19 protein-coding genes are annotated in these 17,959 nt (G+C 64.2%); 10 read left to right on the forward strand and 9 right to left on the reverse strand.

Annotation, left to right across the window (positions count from 1 at the left end; genetic code table 11):
- Positions 1–183 precede the first annotated feature (183 nt).
- The 6 genes from J0909_RS04800 to phoU all read left to right on the forward strand — a co-directional run bounded on the left by J0909_RS04800 (position 184) and on the right by phoU (position 5,140).
- Positions 184–735 (forward strand): chemotaxis protein CheD, encoded by a 552-nt coding sequence (locus tag J0909_RS04800; protein ID WP_207260937.1) that lies wholly within the window; start codon positions 184–186, stop codon positions 733–735.
- An 8-nt stretch (positions 736–743) separates the two neighbouring features.
- Positions 744–1,541 (forward strand): acetolactate decarboxylase, encoded by a 798-nt coding sequence (gene budA, locus J0909_RS04805; RefSeq protein ID WP_207260939.1) that lies wholly within the window; start codon positions 744–746, stop codon positions 1,539–1,541.
- Positions 1,542–1,545: 4 nt separating this feature from the next.
- Positions 1,546–2,817, forward strand: a complete 1,272-nt coding sequence (locus J0909_RS04815) for an Hpt domain-containing protein (protein ID WP_353616736.1) — start codon at positions 1,546–1,548, stop codon at positions 2,815–2,817.
- Positions 2,818–2,891: 74 nt separating this feature from the next.
- On the forward strand, positions 2,892–3,563 hold the full coding sequence (locus tag J0909_RS04820; RefSeq protein ID WP_207260940.1) for a prolipoprotein diacylglyceryl transferase: 672 nt from the start codon (positions 2,892–2,894) through the stop codon (positions 3,561–3,563).
- A gap of 122 nt (positions 3,564–3,685) precedes the next feature.
- Positions 3,686–4,447, forward strand: a complete 762-nt coding sequence (gene pstB / locus J0909_RS04825) for a phosphate ABC transporter ATP-binding protein PstB (RefSeq protein WP_207260941.1) — start codon at positions 3,686–3,688, stop codon at positions 4,445–4,447.
- A gap of 27 nt (positions 4,448–4,474) precedes the next feature.
- A complete protein-coding gene (gene phoU / locus J0909_RS04830; protein WP_207260942.1) occupies positions 4,475–5,140 on the forward strand; it encodes a phosphate signaling complex protein PhoU in 666 nt (221 codons plus the stop codon).
- Positions 5,141–5,237: 97 nt separating this feature from the next.
- Here the strand turns inward: phoU and J0909_RS04835 are convergent, their stop codons facing one another.
- Both J0909_RS04835 and J0909_RS04840 read right to left on the reverse strand, forming a co-directional pair.
- The gene (locus tag J0909_RS04835) at positions 5,238–5,609 is read right to left on the reverse strand and encodes an Hpt domain-containing protein (RefSeq protein WP_207260943.1); all 372 of its coding nucleotides are present in this window, start codon (positions 5,607–5,609) and stop codon (positions 5,238–5,240) included.
- A 72-nt stretch (positions 5,610–5,681) separates the two neighbouring features.
- On the reverse strand, positions 5,682–6,062 hold the full coding sequence (locus J0909_RS04840) for a winged helix-turn-helix transcriptional regulator (RefSeq protein WP_207260944.1): 381 nt from the start codon (positions 6,060–6,062) through the stop codon (positions 5,682–5,684).
- A gap of 167 nt (positions 6,063–6,229) precedes the next feature.
- On the opposite strand from J0909_RS04840, the gene J0909_RS04845 reads away from it, so the two are divergent.
- Entirely contained in the window at positions 6,230–6,739 is a 510-nt protein-coding gene (locus tag J0909_RS04845; RefSeq protein WP_207260945.1) for a nitroreductase family protein, read from the forward strand.
- Positions 6,740–6,748: 9 nt separating this feature from the next.
- Positions 6,749–7,324 (forward strand): flavodoxin family protein, encoded by a 576-nt coding sequence (locus J0909_RS04850; protein WP_207260946.1) that lies wholly within the window; start codon positions 6,749–6,751, stop codon positions 7,322–7,324.
- 233 nt (positions 7,325–7,557) lie between these two features.
- On the opposite strand, the gene J0909_RS04855 is transcribed toward J0909_RS04850, so the two are convergent.
- From J0909_RS04855 to J0909_RS04885, 7 genes are all read right to left on the reverse strand, one after another.
- Positions 7,558–9,852, reverse strand: coding sequence for a PAS domain S-box protein (locus J0909_RS04855; RefSeq protein ID WP_207260947.1), 2,295 nt, complete (start codon positions 9,850–9,852; stop codon positions 7,558–7,560).
- A 99-nt stretch (positions 9,853–9,951) separates the two neighbouring features.
- Positions 9,952–10,830, reverse strand: coding sequence for a zinc dependent phospholipase C family protein (locus J0909_RS04860; RefSeq protein ID WP_207260948.1), 879 nt, complete (start codon positions 10,828–10,830; stop codon positions 9,952–9,954).
- Positions 10,831–10,964: 134 nt separating this feature from the next.
- Positions 10,965–11,783: a helix-turn-helix domain-containing protein gene (locus J0909_RS04865; protein ID WP_207260949.1), complete on the reverse strand. Its 819-nt coding sequence runs from the start codon at positions 11,781–11,783 to the stop codon at positions 10,965–10,967.
- Positions 11,784–11,795: 12 nt separating this feature from the next.
- The gene (locus tag J0909_RS04870; protein WP_207260950.1) at positions 11,796–12,179 is read right to left on the reverse strand and encodes a cupin domain-containing protein; all 384 of its coding nucleotides are present in this window, start codon (positions 12,177–12,179) and stop codon (positions 11,796–11,798) included.
- Between the two features lie 67 nt (positions 12,180–12,246).
- On the reverse strand, positions 12,247–12,813 hold the full coding sequence (locus tag J0909_RS04875; RefSeq protein WP_207260951.1) for a GrpB family protein: 567 nt from the start codon (positions 12,811–12,813) through the stop codon (positions 12,247–12,249).
- Positions 12,810–13,583 carry an HD-GYP domain-containing protein gene (locus tag J0909_RS04880; RefSeq protein ID WP_207260953.1) on the reverse strand — a complete coding sequence of 258 codons (774 nt, stop codon included), beginning with the start codon at positions 13,581–13,583 and terminating at the stop codon, positions 12,810–12,812. The genes J0909_RS04875 and J0909_RS04880 overlap by 4 nt, the downstream gene beginning before the upstream one ends.
- A gap of 1 nt (position 13,584) precedes the next feature.
- On the reverse strand, positions 13,585–14,445 hold the full coding sequence (locus J0909_RS04885) for an NmrA family NAD(P)-binding protein (RefSeq protein WP_207260955.1): 861 nt from the start codon (positions 14,443–14,445) through the stop codon (positions 13,585–13,587).
- A gap of 227 nt (positions 14,446–14,672) precedes the next feature.
- On the opposite strand from J0909_RS04885, the gene J0909_RS04890 reads away from it, so the two are divergent.
- Positions 14,673–16,376, forward strand: a complete 1,704-nt coding sequence (locus J0909_RS04890) for a hydantoinase/oxoprolinase family protein (protein WP_207260956.1) — start codon at positions 14,673–14,675, stop codon at positions 16,374–16,376.
- A 3-nt stretch (positions 16,377–16,379) separates the two neighbouring features.
- The gene (locus J0909_RS04895; protein ID WP_207260957.1) at positions 16,380–17,714 is read left to right on the forward strand and encodes a histone deacetylase family protein; all 1,335 of its coding nucleotides are present in this window, start codon (positions 16,380–16,382) and stop codon (positions 17,712–17,714) included.
- The last annotated feature ends 245 nt before the right edge of the window (positions 17,715–17,959 follow it).

Here is a 17,959-nt window from a genome sequence, read left to right on the forward strand (position 1 = left end):
CAATCTTCCGAATACACGAATATTGGCGGTCTTTCCATATGCACCACTTTATAAATTGGACATATCGTGGATTTGGTGTACAAGGCGGTCCGGCAATCTTGCGGGCGGTTGACTTCCCGCACAAGAATGTAGCAGTTTATATTTGGATGCATTGGGGGACCCTCCCCCGAATCGGAGATAAAGATGAACACACGAGGGCCGGAACTGGCCAAGGTTTTTTTACAGACAGGCGACTGTTTCATCGGAGTACAACCGACTCTGGTGACCACTGTGCTCGGCTCATGCCTGGCCGTGACCATACACGCGCCCAAGATGGGCATCGGAACCATCTGCCACGCCTTTCTGCCGGACAGTTCCACTTCCCGCCATCCACAGGGCGGGGAACCGCAGATCTGCCGCTTCGTGGACACGGCCTTGCAGAACATGCTTGAAACCATGGACAAGATCGGCGTGCCCCGGCGGGAACTGTGTATCAAAATGTTCGGCGGCGGCCAGGGCGTGGCGGTCAACAACGTGGAACCCACGGGCTCGTACAACATCGGCCGGCGCAATATCGAGATGGCCAAGAAACTGCTCAAATTCGCCCGGCTGGATATCCAGGCCCAGGATGTGGGCGGCCCGCAGGGCCGCAAGCTCATGTTCAACACCAGCACCGGCGACGTCTGGGTCAAAAAGCTGAACAAATCCCAGCTCACGGCCAGCGGCGCCAGCGGCCCGAGAGGCGCCAAATTCTAGGAATCCCCATGCGCACGAAATGGTCCGCCTTTTTTCTGGCCCTCGTCCTGCTGCTTGCCCCGACGGCCTGGGCCGTCCGGGCGTCGGCCGGGGACGCCCTCTACCAATACGCGACCATCGACGCCCTTCTGGCCGGGGTCTACGACGGCAATCTGACCATGGACCGGCTGCTCACACACGGCGATTTCGGCCTCGGCACCCTGAACGGCCTGGACGGTGAACTGGTGGTCCTCGACGGGGTGGCCTACCACGCCGCGGCCGGAGGCCAAACCGACATCCCGGCCGGGGCGGCCATGACGCCCTTCGCCTGCGTAACCCACTTCACGCCGGGAATCGTCCTGGCCCTGCCCGCAATCCACGGGCTCGACGCCCTGAACGCGGCCGTGACCGCGCGTCTGCCCAGCAAGAACCGATTCTATGCGATCCGCATCGACGCCGCCTTCGACCGGGTGCGGACCCGGGCCATTCCCCGGCAAACACCGCCCTATGCGCCGTTGGCCGAGGTCACGAAACAACAGGTGATTACAGACTTTTCGGGGCCCGGGACCCTGGTGGGACTCTACTCGCCCGACTTTGTCAAGGGCATCAACGTGCCCGGGTTCCACTGGCATTTCCTGACCGGGGACCGCACCGGAGGCGGACACGTCCTGGGCTGTTCCTTCGCTTCGACCGACGCCCATCTGGACGAAATACGCTCATTCGCGTTAGACTTGCCCGACTCGTCCGATTTTGACCGGCTCGACCTGGGCGGTGACAGGAGCCGGGAACTGAAAATCGTGGAACAGGGGACATCGAAAACGGAGTAGATTCATGCCGCAATACCCGGTGCGCATCAACCCGGAGCTCATGCCTATCATGGACCGTTACCTGGCGCTGCGCCGCGTCGGGCTCGAAAAACTCCGGATGGCCGTGGCGGCGGGCGATTACGCGGCGGTGGCGCGGCAGGGACATATTCTCAAGGGGAGCGGCGGTTCCTACGGATTACCCCGGCTGTCCGAACTGGGGGCGGCCATAGAAAACGCCGGGCAGCGAGGGGAGTTGGCGGCGGCCGCCAAACTGACCAAGGCCGTGGGCGAGTATCTGGACAATGTGGATATCACCTATCAAGCAAGGACACCGGCCATGCGCATCCTGATGTTCGCCATAAATGATCCCGCCGGGACCGCCATTCAGTTCTGCAAGGCGCTCAACCGCCACACAGGACACTCGGCCCGCCTGGTCACCCTGGAAACCCGTTACGCACACGATTGGGAAAAGGACCTGCATATCCCGGACCTCGGCCCGGACGGCATGGAGGAAGTCGCCATCCTCATGCGCGAGGCCGACGTCTTCCACTTCCACATGACCTGTGACGAAAACCAGCCCTTCGGCCCGCTCAAGCCCGCCGACTACCTCAAGGGCAAGCTCGTGGTCCACCACCATCACGGTCACCACGACTTTCGTTCCGACCCCGAGTCCTTCCGCGAGAAATACCGGCAACGCAAGCGGACCAACCTGCTCGTGTCCACCCCGGACCTGCTCAAGCTCCTGCCCGAGGCCCGCTGGATGCCCAACGCGGTGCCCATCAACGACCCGCTGCTCAAGCCCATGTGGGGCCGCTTCGACGATCCGGGCCAGCTCAGGGTCTGCCATTCTCCCACCCGCAGGGACCTGAAAAACACCGAAGAATTCCTGGCTGCGGTCAAGTACGTCAACCGGCGCAACATCTATCTTTCCGTAGACCTCATCGACAATGTGCCCAACCACGAATGCCTGGCGCGCAAACGGCGTTGCCACGCCCTGTTCGACCACATGCAGGGATACTACGGGGTATCCAGCCTGGAGGGGTTGTCCCAGGGACTGGCCGTCATCGCGGGGCTGGACGACTGGAACCGGATGCACATCGGCAAATTCGCCGGGACCGATGACCTGCCCTGGCTTACGGCCACCAATCAGGACGAACTGGCCGCCCTGTTGCTTCGGCTGGTCAAGGACCGCGACTATTGCGAACGGGCGGGCGAAGCGGGCCGCGCATTCATGGAGGCGTGCTGGTCGGATCAACGCATCGCACACGAGCTGGCCGCCTACTACGAGGCCCTCTGACCGCTTCCGGCTTTGCCTTTGGCCGACAATTCCAGTATACCCCACTAGAGTTTTTCATTCAGCAAGGGGTACGCATGACCAAAAACTTCCGGCTCCGGATCCTGTTCCTGGCGGCCTGCGCCATGGCCGGGCTCGCCGTCGCGGTCCTGTCCATCCGCCCGGCCACGGCTGAAGAAACGGTGCGCCACGAGGTGCGCATGGATGTGGACTTCACGGTCCTGCCCATCGTCCTGCCCGACGGCACCGAAGCCCCCGCCGAATCCACCGCCGACCAGCCGGAAGCCGCGACCGCCCCCGAACAACCGACATCCGCCGACCAGGCCACGGCGCCCGCCCCCGAATCCCCCGCCGATACGGCCGGTCCCGAACCGGCGGCCGAGGCCGCCAACACGGCGGAGATCCCGGCCATGGCTCCGGTCGCGGGCGCGGGGACGATCCGCTCCGTGGTCTTGGATGAAACCGCCCAGGGCTTCAGCATCCAGGTGGTCGCCGACCGCGCCGTGGGCCAGACCGCGGTCATACGCCTGGAAAATCCCCGGCGGCTGGTGGTGGATATCCTGGGCCCGTGGCGCTACCGGGGCGTCAACGTCTTGCGCTCGGAGGGCGCGGTCAAGCATCTGGTCCTGGGCGAACACCCGGACCACTTCCGTATGGTCGTGCACTTCCGCACGCCGCCGAAAAAGCCGGTCATGCCGGACATCAAGAAGGCCGGGGACGAACTCCACGTCCTGGTCCCCCTGCCCTAGCACCCCCACCCTGTGACGCAATTGTCACAAACGAGTCATTGTCTCGTAACTCCACCGGGTTACTCGTGATGCGTTGCGCCGCTGGCGGAACACATCTTTTCAATTGCCACGGAGCATGAACAATGACGAAGACCATCAAGGTGTCTTCCTCCAGCCTTGATTTCCACTACGGCGACTTCAAGGCCCTGGAAGACATCAGCATCGACTTCGAGTCCAACAAGGTCACCGCGCTCATCGGGCCGTCCGGGTGCGGCAAGTCCACGTATCTTCGCTGCATCAATCGCATGAACGACCTCATCCCCGGTACCCGGGTCGATGGCAAAATGACCCTCGACGGCCAGGACATCTATGCCCCGGGCCTGGATGTGGTCTCCCTGCGCCGACGCATCGGCATGGTCTTCCAGAAGCCCAACCCCTTCCCCAAGACCATATTCGAAAACGTGGCCTACGGACTGCGCGTCAACGGAGTCAAAGACAAGCAATTCATGGAGCAGAAGGTGGAGGAGAGCCTCCAGGGCGCGGCCCTGTGGGACGAGGTCAAGGACCGGCTGCACACCTCGGCGCTGGGGCTGTCCGGCGGCCAGCAGCAGAGGCTGTGCATCGCCCGCGCCCTGGCCGTGGAGCCCGAGGTCCTGCTCATGGACGAGCCCGCCTCGGCGCTGGACCCCATCGCCACCCAGAAGATCGAGGACCTCATCCACGAACTCAAGAAGGAGTTCACGATCATCATCGTCACCCACTCCATGCAGCAGGCGGCCCGCGTGTCCGACCGAACCGCCTTCTTCTACATGGGCAAGCTGATCGAGGTGGACGACACCAAGACCATGTTCACCAACCCCGCCAACAAACAGACGGAAGATTACATCACGGGCCGTTTCGGTTAAGCTGAACAGCAAAGGACGCAACGCATCATGGAACAACGCGCACATTTTTCCAAAAAACTAGAGGACCTCAAGGTCATGGTCCTGCGCATGGCGGCCCTGTCCGAGTCGGCCGTGCACAAGGCGATCCGGGCCTACCTCGAAAACGACGCCGACCTGGCCGAAGCGGTCATCGTCGGCGACGAAACCATCAACGAGATGGAAGACGAGATCGACAACTTCAGCCTGGAGCTGCTCGCCCTGGACCAGCCCATGGCCGTGGACCTGCGCACCATCGTCGGTGCGCAGCGCATCACGGTGAACCTGGAGCGGCTCGGCGACGAGGCGGTAAACCTGGCCCACAGGGCCATCTTCCTGTCCACCCGGCCGCCCATGCCCCACAACCCCAAGATGGAAGACCTGGCCAATACGGTCAAGAAGATGCTCTCCGAGGCGCTCAAGGCCTACGTGGACGACGACGTCTCCCTGGCCGGGCAGATCTGCCGCATGGACGACAAGGCCGACGACCTGACCATCGCCATTCTCCGCCAGATGGTCGCCGACATGGTCACCGAGTCGCGCATCGTGGAACGGGGCGTGCACGCCATCATCGGCGCGCGCCACCTGGAACGCATCGGCGACCTGTCCACCAACGTGGCCGAGACCGTGGTCTTCGTTGTGGAAGGCACCAGCATGAAACACAACTGCCGGGGCTGATCCACGCCGCACGAAGCAAAAGGCCCGCCCCGTCCAAACCAGGACGGAGCGGGCCTTTCCGTTGTCTTCTGCAAAACGGCCGGTCGGGGACAAGGTTTTACGCCCGGTCCAGTTCGGCCAGCAGATCGTCGGAGCGTCGTTCCAGTTCGGTCAGCAGTTCGGGACAAAGGATCTCGCCCCCGCCCCGGGCGCAACATTCGAGTTCGTACGCGGCCCGGCGAACGGCATCGGCCCCAAGGCTCGCCCCCACGCTCTTAACGGTATGGCTATGCAAGGCCACGGCGGGAAAATCACCGTCCGCCAAGGCCCGCCGGACGCCTTCCAGGCGCAAGCGGATCTCCATGGCCGCCTTGGGCAGCAACAGCGCGAATTCCTCCGGGGTCAGCCCCATCTCCGCACTGGCCATCACCGGATCGAAAACCGCCGAACGCCGACCGTCTCCCTCATCGCCTTCGGAAGTACTCGTCATTCCCCCCCCTTTTTGCCCCGAGCCTAACGCAGGCTCCCCCGGGTGAAAAGAAAATCATGGAAAGCCCGGCAGCTAGACGGCTTCGGCCGCGTCGGGTTGTTGCCGGGCATACCATTCGGCATAGACCTCGCCCCAACGGCACAGACTGCCGATGACCGGCATGATGCTCTCCCCCAGTTCGGTCAGGGAATACTCCACCTTGGGCGGAACCTGGGCGTAGACCTCGCGCCGGACCACGCCGTCCGCCTCCAGCTCGCGCAATTGCTGGGTGAGCATCTTCTGGGTGATGTTCGGGATGGATCGCCTGACCTCGCTGAAACGCATAGTTCCCTCGTTTCCCAGCCGATGGATGATGAGCGGCTTCCACTTGCCGCCGATGACCTGCAAGGTCAACTCCATGCTGCAATAATACTTCTTGTCGCCGCAAACCTTCAGAGGACACGCCTCGGCCATAACTTTTCTCCCGATCCGCAAGCGCCCCTCCCGGAGCGTCTTCGGCCTGCTGGTATCTTTTGGGTTACTATAGAACTTTGAAGTGCGTACTTGATCTTTTCTCTCCGTTAGCAGAGAACATGAACAAGGTAAACAAGTGCTCCGCACTCCCAACCAGGAGGTTGAATATGGATACTATGGAAGCCCTGTGCACCCGGCGCAGCGTACGCAAATTTGAAAACAAGCCCGTCCCCGACGAGATGGTCAAGCAGATCCTTGACGCGGCCATGATGGCCCCCAGCGCGGGCAACGGCCAGCCGTGGCAGTTCATCGTGGTCAACGAACGGACCCGGCTCGACGCCATGGTGGACCTGCACCCCTACGTCCAGATGGTCCGGCAGGCCCAGTTGGGCATCATCGTCTGCGGCGATCTGTCCAAGGAGAAGTTCCCGGGCTACTGGGTCCAGGACTGCGCCGCAGCCATGGAAAACCTGCTCCTGGCCGTACACGCCCTGGGCCTGGGCGCGGTCTGGACCGGCATCTATCCCAAGGAGGACCGGGTGGCCGGCTATCGGGCCATGTTCAACATCCCGGACCACGTCATGCCCCTTGGCTTCGCCCCCATCGGCTGGCCCGCACAGCAACCCAAATCCGAAAGCCGCTTCAATCCGGACCGAATCCACTACAACACCTATTAGGAGCGTCCCATGAAAGTTGTCGCATTCAACGGCTCCGCCCGGAAGGGTGGCAATACCGCCGAGATGATCAAACGCGTCCTGGCCAAACTCGAGGCCCAGGGCATCGAGACCGAGATGATCGAGCTGGCGGGCAAGAAAATGCACGGTTGCATCGCCTGCTACAAATGCGCGGAGAAAAAGGACCGCCGCTGCGCCGTCAAGGACGACTTCCTCAATGAATGTATCGAGGCCATGGAAGCCGCCGACGGCATCCTGCTCGCCTCGCCCACCTACTTCGCGACCATCACCACCGAAATGAGCGCCCTCATCGACCGCGCGGGCATGGTCGGCATGGTCAACGACTCCATGTACGCCCGCAAGGTCGGCGCAGCCATCGTCACCGCCCGGCGCGGCGGGGCCATGCAGACCTTCAACACCATCAACGCCTTCTTCTCCAGCCAGCAGATGATCGTCCCCGGCTCCCGCTACTGGAACATGGGCTTCGGCCGAGAAAAAGGCGAGGTGCTCAAGGACGAAGAAGGCATGCTGACCATGGACATCCTCGGTGACAACATGGCCTGGCTTCTGCACAAGATCCAGGACTAACACCTCCGCCCGCTCACACTCGGACAAGAGGCCCGCTCCGGCAATCCGGAGCGGGCCTCTTGCGCCTCTTCGAAAACGTTTTTCCCTCTCCGCCCCAACCCTTCTCCGCGCCATGCAACCATCCTTTCGAGATTGCAGGAGCCGTGCATTTTATCCAAGGGGACTTTCGGCCGCGTAAGGACGGAAGGCCCGGAAAAACCGTGCGGAAAGGCCTTCTCCCCGACAGCGCTCCCCTATTGGGGCAAGGTGACGACGACGCTGGTCTCGCCGGGGACGTCGGTCTCGACGGTGATGTCGCCGCCGTGGGTGCGGGCGATGAGCCGGGCCGAGTAGGTGCCGAGCCCGGAGCCGCGCGAGGGGCTGGAGGTGGAATACTTGTCGAAGAAGGTTTCGCGCACGGACAGGGGGACTTCGCCCTGGTTGCGGATGATGATGGTCAGGCCGTCGTTCTTGTCCAAGAGGATGGATACGGACCCGTTTTCGGGAGAGGCTTCAAGGGCGTTGGCGAAGAGATTGCAGAGCATGGAGCGGAAGAGTTCGGCATCGGCGGACACGGGCAGAGCGCCGTCCATCTGCCCGCCGCGCACCTCGATGCCCACGCTGATACCCTTTTCGCTGAGGGTGGGCAGGGATTCGGCCTTGATCAGCTCAAGAACGTCCAGGACATCCACGGCGGTCCGGTCCAGGACGTAGGTGCCGCATTCCATCTTGTAGAGGTCGAGAGAGCGGTTGATGAGTTCGAGCATGGCCGCGCCCGCATTTTCGATGGTGGCGAGCATGGCTTCCTGGGGTCCGTCGAGATTGCCGCGCCGACGGATTTCCTCGGGCAGGCCGATGACCGCGCCGAGCGGGGTCTTGAGATCGTGGCGGGCCATGCGTTCCACATCCTCGCGCAGGGCCTCGGCCAGTTTGCGGTCGGAGATGTCACGGCTGACGCCTTGCAGACCGATGCGTTCGCCCTCCTCGGAAAAGAGAATGCCGAGATGGGATTCAAGCCAGACCGAGGACCCGTCGGCGCAGATGAATTCGAGATCTTCGGTGACCGAGGTGAGGTGCTCCCGGCTTTCGTCCATATCGTCGAGCACGCGGAGGGAATCCGTAAAGCGGGCCCTGGAGGCCGGGGCGAGAAAATCCTGGATATGGCGGCCGAGGACCTCGGACCGTTTGAAGCCGCGCACGGCCTCGTCCGAGGGGCTGACGTAGGTGAACCGATAGTCCGCGTCCAGCCCCCAGATGATGTCGGTGACGTTTTCGGCCAGCAGGCGGTATTGCTTTTCGCGCTGGCGCAGGGCCTCTTCCATGAGCTTGCGGTCGGTGATGTCCGTGCCCACGCAGAGCAGGCCCAGGATGGTCCCGTCCTTGGAGCATACCGAGTCATTGGCCCAGGCCACCCAAACGATTTCGCCGTTCTTGCGCACGTTCATGGCCTCGTTGAACGGATGGGCCGAGGGATTCATGAGCAGCCGATTGAGGTAACGGCGCACGGAGCGGCCTTCGAGGCTCCTGCGCGGGACCAGGGTGCCGACCAGGGGTTTGCCGAGAAGCTCGCCCGGCTCGTAGCCGTAGAAATCCGCGGCGTACTCGTTGCAGAAGACGATATCGCCGTCCATGTCGATGCGGATGATAATGGACTTGGCGCTGTGCACGAGCTGGTAGTAACGCTCGCGGTCCTTGAGTCGGCCCAGGATGATGACGGCCACCGCCCAAAGTAAGGCCGGAATGAGGATCATGGCCAGCAGCCCGAGGCCGAGAATATAGTTTTGGTGCGGGGACCCGCCCCAGCCGCCGCTCGGGGCCGCGCCCAGGATCCAGTCGCCAGAAGGCACCTGAATGGTGCGGACGACCGGGGCCATGTTGAAAACCACGGAATCGCCGGCGAGCATGGGATCGCGGCCCTCCGCAAAGGTCCTGCGGCGCAGGGCCAGGAGCACGTCGCCGGGCACGCCGATGCCCATGCCGTGAAACAGCGCGGGACCGTCGAAATGAACGCTGATCAAGCCCCAGTAGCTCGCCTGGCCCGTCCTGCCGGACAGGAAAACCGGAGCCAGGATGATGAGTTCGTCGGATGCGCGGGAATGCTCGTCCTGTGCCAGAATCTGCCGCTGCCCGGTGGCCCTGGCTCGCTCGATCAAGCTTCGCAAGGCCACGGGAGCGTTTTGGACCAGGGGATGCCCGAACCCCTTGCCCGCGCTCCAAGGCGGATAGGCGTGCGAGAGCATCCCCCCCTTGGCCAATTGGATGGAGCGCACGGCGGGCATGTTGACCAACAGGGCGTCGGCCATGACCTCGAACTGGTCCTGACTGAGCTCCGGATTGACCTTGAGGAAGGCCTCCAGGGCACTGGCCAAGTGGATGCCCGAGCCGATGGCGGCGTCCAGATTTCCCTTGGCCTCGTTGAGGGTCTGGACCACCCGGGCCCGAACCTTCTGGGCGTGATTGTCCTGGTCCGCGCGATAGCCGACGTACACCATGACGCCTACCATGAGGCCTATGACGGGGGGAATCAGGAAGGTAACGCGTTTAAGCATGGGAGCAGCCATTCGTTGTCGCGGCCGGGAATCGCGCCGCGAGATTTCCACTATAACAAAACGGCCGAAGAAAGAAAACGTGAGGAGATGGCCGGCGGGTCAGCTCCCGACTCGGGCCAGAGCGGTCCCGCTCAGGTCCACGGCCGGGCGCGGGATGGCCAGCAGGGAATCGTCCGGGACGAACGGCTGCATGCCACGGCGGTTCAGGCGCATGTCGCGCACGCGGCGCAGGTTGCCGCTGCCGATGGGATCGAAGGCCACGGCCGGGGAGCGGTCCGGGCCGCACAGGAAATCGAAGACCAGGTTTTCGGACAGGGAAAACATGTCGTCAAGCTGGCGGTTGACCCGGGAGGAGTGAAGTAGCCGCTCGGCCAGGCGCAGGGAGCCGGTCCAGGATTTGCGGCCGGTCACGGAAAGGCTGCCCTTGAGCAATTGCTTCTTGACCAGGAAAGGCAAGCGGCGGCGGTCCATGGCCATGAGCAGGGAGTCGTCCTGGACGCGATTGGGCATGCGCAAGAGGTTGAGCGCGGTCTCCTGTTCGGTCCGGAAACGGCGGTCGGCCTGGGCTTCCACGTAGACGTGGGACAGGTTGGAGCCGGATTTGAGGGCGGCCAGGGCGTTGGGCACGAAATAATTGTGGGCGACCACATCGGCGGCCAGATGGGTCAGGTAGCCATAGGCGTAAGCCGCGACGCACGGGTCCGGAGCGGACTTGAGGAGCTTGAAGCCGGTCACCCAGTTATGGCTGTGGCCGGGCTTGATCCGGGTGCCCTTGCCGATAAAGATGTCGGCGGACAGGGAGCCGTAGAGAAAAGCCTCGCGGTGGCGCGACAGGATCGCGGCCAGCAACGGCGGCAGACAGCCGAGATTGGCCAACACGGCGTTGCCCAAGGCCAAGTGCACCCCCGGCCCCCAGGCCAGGGCCTGGTCGGGCATGAGGATCACGAAAAGGCCGGCAAGGATCAAAACAAACTTCATCGGATAACGTCTCTCCGGTGCAAAACGTAAGGGTCTGACCCCAAAAGTCAACGATAATCGTGTGGGGAATTTCGGGCGGCAAGCGGTGTTGCGGGCAACCCACCGTCTCCGCTGAACAAAGACATGCGAGGGTTTCAACTTTTTTTCGGGGCCCGCACTCCTGCGGCGAAAACGCCCGGCGTCATGCCCATGATCCTGTGAAAACAGCGGGTCATGTGGCTCTGGTCTGAAAACCCGGCCTCGGCCGCGCTCTCGGCCAACCCCGCTCCCCGGCGGATGCAGGCCTTGGCCAGGCGGACCCGTTGCAGGATCTGGTACTCGTGCGGCGGCATGCCCACGGCCCGGGCGAACATCCGATTCAGGCGGCACGGGCTGCATCCGGCCAGGGCGGCCAGGGCCTCGAGGTGCACGTCCTCGGCACAGGCGGATTCCAGACGGCGGCGAACCTCGGCGATGCGGTCCGCCCCCGGGCATTCGGCGATACCGGCACCCGCAGCTGACGGCTCTCCGCCACGGCACAAAGGCTCCATGACCGCGAGCAGGGCCGCCTGCCGCTCCAGGGACGAGGCCCCGCTTCCAGCCAGATCGGCCAGCCGGAGCACATCCCCCAAACGGGTGGGGTCGTCCGCCACGACGGGCCGGTCCGAGGGAAGGCGCGGGATCAGTCCGGCGGCCTCGAAGCAGGCAGGCGCGAGGCTGACCATGACGTATTCGCTCTCGCCCGCGTCCGGGCAGGAGTGGGACAGTCCGGCGGGCACGATCAGGACCTGTCCGGCCCCGGCCTCGCAGCTCCCGCCCGGGGCTTCCACCCTCCGGCTCCCGGCCAGGACCGCGCCCACGCACACGGATCGGTGGGCGTGGCGCGCAGTGGTCGGGGGCGCGCCCGCATGGCGGACCACACCGACCCCGTCCAGGCCGGGAATTTCATGATATCGCGTCCGTTCGTATGCCATGAATCATCCGGATCAGAGCAGCGCGGGCACGAATTTGGCCAGCAGGCAGAGGCCGTCCCGCCCGGCCCGCACCCGGTGCACGGCCTTTTCCGGCAGGATCGCCATCCCGCCGGGCGCATAGGGAATACGCCGTCCCAGGAGCAGGCACTCCCCGCTCCCCTCGGCCACTTCGTGCAATTCCCAACTGTTTTCATGGACATGGTCGCCGATTTCCGCGCCGGGTTCAAGACGGACCAGATGCGCACTGAACCGGCCGCCGGTCTCGGCTCCGGTGATCAGGTGCTTGAGGGCCACCCCGGCGAAGCTCGGGTGTTGGTTCCAGGGCAGATCGGCGGCGGACGCGGACGCGCCCTCGGCGGTCACGATTCCGGTATCGAACAGCGAGAAGAGTTGCATGATGCCTCCTTTGGTTTCCAAGGAGGATAGGCCGCCGAAGGGCGGCCGGTCTTGCACGATCTTGCCGTCAATGCTCGGCGGCCCTGGCCGCTATCTCGCGCACGAAGTCGGATTTGCCCCAGGTGTAGGCCACGCGGTCGCCGGGATGCCGGACGAGCAGATCCCGCTTGAGCCGCTCATAGTCCACCGCCGCGTCCGGGTAAGCGCGAAGATAATCGCGGAAAGCCAGCCCCTCCCACAAAGTGGAGTCGGCCACGGTCATGTGGATATGGTGGGTGCGCTCCCCACCTGGGCCGCGCCGGATGAACCAGGGATAATGCGGCGGAGTCGCCCCCTGGGGTTGAGGCCGCCAGAAGGCGTCGTAACCGAGTGCTTCCAGAATGGGCATGGCCTCTTCCCTGGCCCGGTCCAGGTCCGAGACCTCCACGAGCATGTCCACAACGGGTTTGGCCCATATGCCGGGGATCGAGGTGCTGCCGAAGTGCTCCACGCACACGACAAGCCCCTGGGGCAGGCAGGCGAGCAGGCGGGCCTTTTCCTCCGTGAACAGGCGGGGCCAGGCCGGATCGGGGGGAACCAGCTCGATGCGGTCCAGCAGGACCCGGGCGACCTTTTGTTCCTGGGTCTCGGTCATGCCGCGCCCTCCGTGCCGCCTTCCTCCACTTCGAGGATGAAGGCCTCCACCAGATCCGGGTCCAACGCGGTCCCGGCAAGCCTACGCAGGGTGTTGAAGGCCGCCTGGGCCGAACGCCCCCGCTGATAGGGACGGTCCGTGGTCATGGCGTCGAAATAATCGACCACGCAGAGGATGCGCGCGCCCAGCGGGATGGCCGCGCCCGAAAGGCCGCGCGGATAGCCGGAGCCGTCCATGAGTTCATGGTGGGCGTAGACGTATTCCAGGGCCGGGCCGAGAAAGTCGAGATTCTTCAGGATATCGCGGCCCCATTCGGGATGGCGGTGGATCTCGTCCACCATCTCCCGGGTCAGCGGGGTGTCGTCGCTGGAGAAAATGCGGTCGCTGAAGCCGATCTTGCCGATGTCGTGCAGGGTTCCGGCGATGCGGATGCGTTCCACCTCGTCGGTGGGCAGGCCGAGCCGCTGGGCCAGGCGGCGGGCATAGACCCCCACGCGTTCGCCGTGCCCCTCGGTGTAGGCGTCGCGCGTCCCCAGGGCATGGGCCACGGCCGTGATGGTGTTCACGGTGTCCCGCCGGATCTTGGCCAAGAGCTCCTCCAGCCGATCCTCGCGGGCCTCGATCTTGGCCAGCATGACGGCCACGGCCTCGGCCAGTTCCTGGGTTTCGGGATCGTACTCCGGCCCGGTCAAGGCATGGATGCCGTCGGCCGGGCCACCCGCCGAGATGGTCCGGATAACCCGCAGCAATTCCTCACGCCCCTTGCCCACACTATCTCCAGGCGTCCACGTGTTCGAGGGCGAAATCCTCGAAGGGCCGCGCGGGCGTGCCGGTCAGATATTCCACGGCCTGGGTCACGTTGCCCATCATGCCGAGCTTGATCACCCGGCTCAGGGAAACCAGCATGTTGCGGTCCCACTCGGGCACGCCCGCCGCGTCCAGGCTCTTGATATAGGCGTCCTCGTCCGCCGGAGCGTAGCGCACTTCGATCCCGGCGGCCTCGGCGATGGTTGCGGCCACGTCCGCAAGGGTCAGGCCCCGGGGGCCGGTCAGGGCGTAAAAGGCGTCCGTGTAGCCTTCGTTGTCGTTGAACAGCCGGACGGCACAGGCCGCGACGTCGCGCGCGTCGATGTAACTGACCTTGTATTCTTCCTCGGGCAGCTCGATGACCCCGGACCGGACCATGGGCGCGAGCACGGTGCTGAAATTCTGCATGAAGGAATTGGCCCGCAGCACGGTGAACGGAATCTTGGAATCCTCCACGAACTGATCGACCATGCCGTGCTCCCGGCCCAGCCGCCAATGGGCGTCGGAGGACGCGCCGTAAGCGCTCACGCAGACAATGTAGCCGATACCCGCTTCCTTGGCCGCATCCACCGCCAACCGTCCGAACCGGGCCATTTTCTCGTGCAGGGGCACGGCCAAGAACAGCCGGTCGCAACCGGCCATGGCCGCAACCATGGAATCCTTGTCCGCGGAATCGAAAACCCGCGCTTCCAGGCCCCGGGCCGCCAGGGCTTCCGCCTGCTCCGGCCCTTGCGCGCCGGGCACCAGCATCGTCTTGTCGGGAAATGTATCGATCAGGGCCGAGCCTACGTTTCCGGCCGCACCCGCTATGAAAATCCTGCTCATGGAATGCTCCTTCCCCCGCCGTCGGCATCCGGCACGCGGGGATTTTCCTTGTGACGCCCGCACGCTACACGAAGATGGCAGGGAAAGGCAAACGATCCGCCGCCGGGCTCCGGAATCAAGGCGCGACCATTCCCCGGCCCGATTCGACCATTGACCGAAAGGACACTTGCGCGCCGCGCCCAAGGGGGGTACCCCGGAATGACGCCAGACTAAACCATGGAGTGGAAATGCTATTAGGAATCGACGTGGGCGGCACCCACACCGACGCAGTCGCCATCGACATCGGGGACAAACCCACGGTGGTAGCCTCCTGCAAGGTGCCCACCCGACACGACGACCTGCTCTCGTCCGTCACCGAGGCCCTGGCCGCCATCCTCGACAGGATCGACCGGAACGCGGTCACCCAACTCAACCTGTCCACCACCCTGTCCACCAACGCCATCGTCCAAAACAAGACCGAGGACGTGGGTGTCATCGTTTCCGCCGGACCGGGCATCGACCCGCACAACTTCATGCCCTGCAAGGACTTCTACGTCATCGACGGGTCCATCGACCACCGAGGCAACGAGGTCCGCGCGCTCAGCACCCACCAACTGGCCAAGGCCGTGGACGCCTGCCGCGAAAACGGCGTGCGCGTCTTCGCCGCGGTCTCCAAGTTCTCCACCCGCAACCCGCGCCACGAGAACCTCATCCGGCGCACGGTCTGCAACTGCAAATCCGTGGACGCCTGCGAGCACGCCGACTTCGTCACCCAGGGACACCAGCTCGGCGGGGCGCTCAATTTCCCGCGCCGGGTGGCCACCGCCTATTTCAATTGCGCGGTCTGGCGGCTGTACAACGACTTCGCCACCGCCGTGGAGGAAGCCCTCGACGACATGGGGCTCGGCAACGTCAAGGTCAACATCCTCAAGGCCGACGGCGGGACCATGCCCCTGCCCCAGTCCAGGACCCTGCCCGTGCAGTCCATCTTTTCCGGCCCGGCCGCCTCGGTCATGGGCATCATCGCCCTGACCGACATCTTCCACGACTCGATCATCCTCGACATCGGCGGGACCACCACCGACATCGCGGTCTTCGCGGACGGCGCGCCGCTCATCGAGCGCGAAGGCATCGACATCGGCTCCCACCCCACCCTGGTCTCCGCGCTCAAGGTCCACTCCATCGGCATCGGCGGCGATTCGGCCATCTCCGTGGTCGGCCCCGAGGTCCGCGTCGGCCCCAACCGGCTCGGCCCGTCCGTCTGCCTGGGGGGAGAACGCGTCACCCTGACCGACGCCCTGAACTACACCGGAGCAAGCGCGGTGGGCGACGTGGCGGCCTCCCGCCAGGCCATTGACGCCTATGCCTCGGCCCGCACCCTGACGGGCGGCAAGCTCGCCGGGGACGCCGTGGCCTACGCGGCCCGGGCCATCCAGGACGCCGCCCGCGCCTTGGTGGACGAAATCAACTCCAAGCCGGTCTACACCATCCACGAACTCCTCGAAGGCAAACGGATCGTACCCAAGAAGGTCTATCTCATGGGCGGTCCGGCCGAGGCCCTGAAGGACGAACTGCGCGAACGCTTCCAACTGTCCACCGAAGTGCCCGCCAACTTCGACGTGGCCAACGCCATCGGCGCGGCCCTGACCCGGACCACTTGGGAACTCGAACTCTTCGCCGACACCCAACGCCACGTCCTGTTCATCCCTTCCCTGTCCTACCGCGAAAACGTCCCCTCCGGGTACGACCTGGAAGACGCCAAACGGGACGCCGCCAACCAACTGACCATGCAGCTCGATTCCATGGGCGTGTTTCTCCGGGCCGAGGACGCCCAGATCACCCACGCCTCCAGCTTCAACATGGTCGAGGGCTACGACATGGTGGGCCGGAACATCCGCGTCAAGTGCCAGGTCCGGCCCGGCGTAATCAAGACCTTCGGAGAGGGACGCTAAACCATGATCAAATCCAACAACACCCTCGGCATCATCTTCTTCCCGGCCTTCGACTGGGCCATCTCGCCCACCCACCCCGAACGCCAGGAACGGCTCCTCTACACCCAGGATCAACTGCGCGAGGAAGGCCTTTTCGACATCGAAGGCATCACCGAATTCAAACCCGACGTGGCCTCCGTGGAAGATGTGGAACGCGTCCACTTCTGCTTCCCGGACGTCCCCTCCGTGGTCACCCGCTCACATCTCATCTCCGCGGGCGGGGCCATCAAGGCCGGAGACCTGATCATGGAAGGGCAGACGGACCGCGCCTTCGCCATGGTCCGCCCCCCGGGACACCACGCCATGAAAGTGGTCCACGGCTCGCGCGGCTTCTGCACCATCAACATCGAAGCCATCATGATCGAGCATATCCGGGAAAAATACGGCCACAAGCGCATCGCCATCGTGGACACCGACTGCCACCACGGCGACGGCACCCAGGACATCTACTGGCACGACCCGGACACCCTGTTCATCTCCCTGCACCAGGACGGCCGGACCCTCTACCCGGGCACGGGCTTCCCCCGCGACCTCGGCGGGCCCAACGCCATGGGGCGGACCCTGAACATCCCCCTGCCGCCCAACACCTCGGACGAAGGGTTCCTCATGGCCGTCGAGCGCGTGGTCCTGCCCATCCTCGAAGACTTCAAGCCCGACCTGGTCATCAACTCCGCCGGGCAGGACAACCACTTCTCCGACCCCATCACCAACATGAACTTCTCGGCGGGCGGCTATGCGGCCATGAACGACATGCTCAAGCCGGACATCGCCGTGCTCGAAGGGGGCTACTCCATCCAGGGTGCCCTGCCCTATGTCAACCTCGGCATCTGCCTGGCCATGGCGGGCGTGGACTACTCGCATGTGCGCGAGCCCAACTACAACGCCGAACGCATCCGGCAGGACGCCCGGACCACCGAATATATCGCGGAACTCTGCAAACAGCTCCCCGCCCTCTATTTCGACCCGCCGAAATTCGTCTCCAAAGGAGACAGCCGCCAAGGTGTTATCACCGGCGACAACTATGTCCGCCACAAGCAAATCTACTACGACACCGACGGCATCAACGAGGTCCAGCAGGAGTCCGTCACCCTGTGCAAGCAGTGCCGGGGACTCTACAAGGTCGAAACCCGCGCCGACTCCGGGCCGCTCTGCCTCGGCGTCGAAATCCCTGTGAACGCCTGCCCCGAATGCCGCGCCAAAGGCTACCAGACCGTCGAGGACGCACAGCTCAAGGGCACCTACCGCTATGTCCAATTGATCAACAGGCGGGACAAGGAATACATTCGCTACGGCTTCTAACGCCTCCGGCGGCTTGGGAACCTCTTGGCAAAGGTTCTTGAGAATCTCCCAAACCTGTCGGGCCGCTTCCTTCGTTGCGGAAGGCGCGACAAGAAGCGTCCCCGTTCAGGTCGGCGACTTCAGGCGGAAAGGACGGCGCGCTTCCTCATAAGAGGGGGCGCGCCGTCCTTTCCGTCCAATCCCGCCCTGCTGCGTCGGGTGCCGCCCCAGGAGGCCGTGGTACGCCCGCGGCCTTTGCACGAACC

This window comes from Desulfovibrio sp. Huiquan2017, assembly GCF_017351175.1.
Classification (GTDB): Bacteria; Desulfobacterota; Desulfovibrionia; order Desulfovibrionales; family Desulfovibrionaceae; genus Pseudodesulfovibrio.